General features: G+C 39.6%; 4 protein-coding genes and 1 pseudogene. 2 read left to right on the plus strand and 3 right to left on the minus strand.

The genetic code is table 11. The features are described from left to right. On the plus strand, nucleotides 1-1191 hold a 1191-nt coding region (gene phoR / locus Q0017_RS13245; protein WP_298147762.1), incomplete at its 5' end, for a phosphate regulon sensor histidine kinase PhoR. 31 nt (nucleotides 1192-1222) lie between these two features. On the opposite strand, the gene asd is transcribed toward phoR, so the two are convergent. From asd to pncB, 3 genes are all read right to left on the minus strand, one after another. Then, nucleotides 1223-2074: an archaetidylserine decarboxylase gene (gene asd / locus Q0017_RS13250; protein ID WP_298147768.1), complete on the minus strand. Its 852-nt coding sequence runs from the start codon at nucleotides 2072-2074 to the stop codon at nucleotides 1223-1225. Continuing rightward, nucleotides 2071-2907, minus strand: coding sequence for a sulfurtransferase (locus Q0017_RS13255; protein ID WP_298147765.1), 837 nt, complete (start codon nucleotides 2905-2907; stop codon nucleotides 2071-2073). The genes asd and Q0017_RS13255 overlap by 4 nt, the downstream gene beginning before the upstream one ends. A 107-nt stretch (nucleotides 2908-3014) precedes the next feature. After that, nucleotides 3015-4220 carry a nicotinate phosphoribosyltransferase gene (gene pncB / locus Q0017_RS13260; protein WP_298147771.1) on the minus strand — a complete coding sequence of 402 codons (1206 nt, stop codon included), beginning with the start codon at nucleotides 4218-4220 and terminating at the stop codon, nucleotides 3015-3017. Between the two features lie 372 nt (nucleotides 4221-4592). On the opposite strand from pncB, the pseudogene Q0017_RS13265 reads away from it, so the two are divergent. After that, nucleotides 4593-4819, plus strand: a pseudogene (locus tag Q0017_RS13265) (roadblock/LC7 domain-containing protein); the annotation flags it as partial.

Below are 4819 nucleotides of genomic sequence, written 5' to 3' on the forward strand. Positions count from 1 at the left end.
GCATGTGCACTGTTTTTTGCTTTGCAAATGCGTTCTTTATATTTGGTTAATGATTGGATTTCTAATCGTCCTTACGACATTCCACCCAATTTAGGTGGGATTTGGGGCGCGTTGTTGTTCAATGTTTATCGGGCGCAACGCCAAGAACGTATTGTACAAGCCGAGATGGTCGGTTTAATTGATCGTGCTCAATCGTCTTTGGTGGCATTGCAAGAAGCCGTGGTTTTAATTGATGAAAATCATCAAATTGAATGGTGGAACCCTGCAGCCGAACGCTTATTGGGTTTGCAAAGTTTAGACCGTGGTCGTGGTTTGCTTACCATCTTACGTCAGCCTGTTTTTATTGAGTATTTTCATCATATTGATGAAGCACCCGATGGCATTAAAATGAAATCTTCAGTGTTTGAAGATCATTATGTGCAAGTTAAAATGACGCGTTTTGGTGGCGAAAGTCGTCTGTTGGTGGCTTATGATGTAACGCGTATGCATAACCTTGAGCAAATGCGTAAGGACTTTGTAGACAACATTTCCCATGAATTACGCACTCCACTGACGGTTTTAAGCGGCTACATTGAAACTTTTACCGACCAAGAAGACATTAATCCTCGCTGGAAACGTGCCTTTGATCAAATGCAATCGCAAACACGACGTATGAATGCTTTGGTGAATGACTTACTGTTATTGTCGCGTCTAGAAAATGACAAAAGTATTGTGAAAAATCAAATTATTGATATGCCAACATTAATGAATCAATTGTTTGATGATGCACAAGCCTACAACGTCGATTACGGTCATACTTTAAATCTAGATATCGACAGTCATTGCGATTTAATTGGTTCAGACACCGAACTGGCCAGTGCCTTTACCAACCTTATTACCAATGCCATTAAGTACACCCCAAAGGGCGGTACAGTGACCATTGGTTGGCATGATGATGGTGATCAAAGCATCTTAACTGTCCAAGATACAGGTATTGGCATTGACCCTAAACATCTACCGCGTTTAACCGAACGTTTTTATCGAGTTGATAGCGCCCGTAGCCGTCAAACTGGCGGTACAGGTTTAGGTTTGGCTATTGTGAAACACGTATTGATGCAACATAACGCGCACCTTGAAATTGAATCTAAAGAAAATCAAGGTTCGTTATTTAAAGTCATTTTTCCGAAAGAAAGACTTTATAGAATGATGTAAAAAAATCCCTCAAATTGAGGGATTTTTTTTATTAAACAGAGTGACCTAAGGCTTTGCCCATTTCTACCGAAGAATTGGCACTAAAGGCTTGATCCCACTGGATCTTGTTTTGTTCAAACAAAACAATCGCGGTAGAACCTAAATAAAAACGTCCAAGTTCTGCGCCTTTTTCTAAGAATAAATCATGTTGATTGAGTTCTAAGCGCCCTGTTGGTTTAACTTTACCCGTTGCAACAGTTTCAATGCCTGCCACAATCATGGCACCGACTAACACCACCGCCATACGACCTAGTTCAGTATCAAACAAGCACACCATGCGTTCATTACGGGCAAATAAACCCGGAATATTTTCAGCAGTGGTTTTATTCACTGAAAACAACTCACCCGGTACGTACAACGTTTCAGTTAAGGTTCCGCTAAATGGCATATGCACACGGTGGTAATCTTTTGGCGACAAATACACTGTGGCAAATTGACCATTCTTAAATGGTTCAGCTAGCTGTGGGTCAGCAATGAGTTTTTCTACCGAAAAACTTTGCCCTTTGGCTTGAAAAACGTCACCGTCTATAATGTCACCAATTTGTGAAATTGCACCGTCGGCAGGTGACACAATGCTGTTTGGCTCTTGGTCAACTGCACGTACGCCATCTTTTAAAGCACGGGTAAAAAATTCATTAAATGATTTATATTTTAATGCGTTGTCTTGCTCGGCAATCGACATATCAATGCCATATTGCGCTTTAAATGCGGCAATCACCGCATTTTTAAGCAGAGGCTGTTCTGTTGCAGCAAGTTTGCCCACAATACGTGACAATTGATGTTGTGGGACAACGTTTTGCGCTTTAATAAAAATCTGTTGTTTTAAACGTGATGTGAGGCTCAAGACGGCAACTCTCCAGTAATGATTGGACTGCTGAGGCGATTGCCCCATTCACTCCATGCACCATCATAGGCGCGAATATTCCACCCTAACAAACGTCCGACAATATAAGCCAAACCAGAACGGTGATGTGACTGACAATACACCACCACAGGCTCATTCAGATTAAAACCCAAATGTTCTAAGCGTTGTTGGGTACGTTCTAAAGGCTGCAATTTTAGATGATTTTGCCGATTAAGGGCAGTACTCCATTCAAAATGTCGTGCACCCGGAATGTGCCCACCACGACGCGCAGCCAAACGCAAACCGGTGTATTCATCTTGGCTACGACAATCCCACACTTGCGTGTGTTGATGTTGGACTAAATCAAGCAAAACATCATATTCAATGCGATATTGTGAATTCAGCTCAGCTTTAACCAAGTTAGCTACCTTTGCAAGCTGTACTGCATCAGAAGAAGTAGGTAATTGCGCTGCTAACCATGCATGAATACCACCATTGATTAAACTGGTGTTTTCAAAACCAAGGCAATGTAAATTCCAAATTAAACGTCCAGCCCACGCGCCACCTTCATCATCATAAGCCACCACATGATGCTCAGGAGAAATCTGTAAATATTCAATGAGGCTTTGCAACTGCTCAAGCTCAGGCAGTAAGCCTGAGGCATATTCTTCTTGGCGCACCAAAAGTTTTGGCGCTAGATGCACCGCACCCGGCACATGTAATTGCTCATAAACCGAACGTCGGCTTAAATCAACAATACGTAGCTGTTCATGCCCTAAAAATGGCACAAGCTCTTCGGCTTCAATCAGCAAATCAAAATTGAAATGGGTCATCGTTGTAATCGTTATATCAAGGTTGCTTAAAATATTAGCATAGGGTTTGACCATGCTTGTGCTGATTTTTAAGCTATACCGAGCAAAAAAATCAGCACCTCTGTCATTTACTCAGCTTCTTGAATATCAAATACTTGACGTAAATAGGCTAAGAATGTGTCGTTATCAGTCATGGTTTTGCCCGGGCTGTCCGAGATTTTTGCCACCGACTGACCATTACATTCCACCAGTTTTAACACAATATTGAGTGGCGTTTGCCCCATATCATTGGTTAAGTTGGTGCCAATACCAAAGCTCACTTGAAAGCGGTCTTTAAAGTATTGATACAACTGCCATGCTTTTTCCACATTTAGACCATCACTAAAGGTGAGCATTTTGGTTTTACTGTCAATTTTAAGCTTTTTATAATGCTCATAAGCTTTATCACCCCACTCGTAGGGATCGCCACTGTCATGACGCAAACCATCAAATAACTTGGCAAAGTACAAATCAAAATCACGTAAAAAGGCATCCATTCCAACCACATCGGTTAAAGCAATACCTAAATCGCCACGGTATTCTTGTACCCATGTTTCAAGCGCAGATTTTTGAAAATCACGTAACCGCACATCTAAAGCCTGAAAAGCTTGTAAAAATTCATGTGCCATGGTGCCAATTGGGGTGATATTCAATTCTTTGGCTAAGAAGACATTACTGGTACCACGGAAAATATTGGGTACTGCTTGATGAAATTGTTGTACCACATGTTTTTGCCATTCAAAGCTATAACGACGACGTGTACCAAAATCAGATACCAAAAATGGTGGATCTTCAGGCTTTTGCTGGGCTTGATAGCTTTGCATAAGCGCAATTTTATTTTTTAAACGTAACTGGCCTTGTTCTAAAACAGATGCAGAGCGGATCTTGTTAAAATACAATTCATTGACGATCGCAAGCACAAAAATTTCAAACATCATCGCTTGTACCATTGGGCCTTCTACCCAAATATCCAAACGACCCTCATGGTCAATACCCGCTTTAATAAAACGACGTTTGAGTTGAAACAACTCTAAATAATCGACAAAGTCACTTTTAATAAAACGTAAACTGCGTAAATAAGTTAACTCATCTTCTTTAAATTTAAGCTCACATAAGTAATCAAGTTGCTGTTGTAATTCAGGCAAAATATCAACCAACGGATATTCAGTCTGTTCCAAATTACGACAGCGGAAATGATAGACGCTATGCGTTTGAGGAAATTTGTGTAATACCACCTGTAGCATGGTAAATTTATACAGGTCGGTATCCAACAATGATTGAATGATGGGTTGCATACGCTGCTCGTAAAGAAGTTCTTTGTTCACTATAAAAACTTAATTGGTAGTTGCAAATCAAAAAAAACGATTCAAGGGCATTTTTTACATTTTTTATGCACATCTGTCATCATTTGGCGCATAAAGTCATGTTAGTTTTTGATTAATCAGTTTAACTTCAACTAGCATTTAAATTGCTCGTTTCATTTTTGCTAACTGCATCACAAAACATTAACATATTATGTTAATTTAATGATGATTAAATATTTTTTAATTATATTTTATTGCAATAAACAGGCTTTTTAATTAGCATAGTTCTGAGCAGAGAATGTATTGTTTTGCTAAAAAAAGTAAAAACTTTACTCTATTTTTATACGACCTAGGGGACCCACCATGGCTAAATTGACTTTAGATGAACTCGCAGAAATTGACGGCTTTGTAGCAGCTGCACTTGTAGACAGCTCAAGTGGTCTTGCACTTGCAACTTTAGGTAGTGGTTTAGACTTAGAATTAGCAGCTGCAGGTAACACTGAAGTAATTCGCGCAAAAGTAAAAACTGCAAAAGCACTACAACTAAATGACAAAATTGAAGATATTTTAATTACTTTAGGTAAACAATA

Source organism: uncultured Acinetobacter sp. (assembly GCF_947624825.1).
Taxonomy (GTDB): Bacteria; Pseudomonadota; Gammaproteobacteria; order Pseudomonadales; family Moraxellaceae; genus Acinetobacter.

Excerpts from the sequence above, each read along its gene's own strand:
- pncB (WP_298147771.1), bottom strand. The coding sequence starts at position 4,220 with ATGCAACCCATCATTCAATCATTGTTGGATACCGACCTGTATAAATTT.
- Q0017_RS13255 (WP_298147765.1), bottom strand. The coding sequence starts at position 2,907 with ATGACCCATTTCAATTTTGATTTGCTGATTGAAGCCGAAGAGCTTGTG.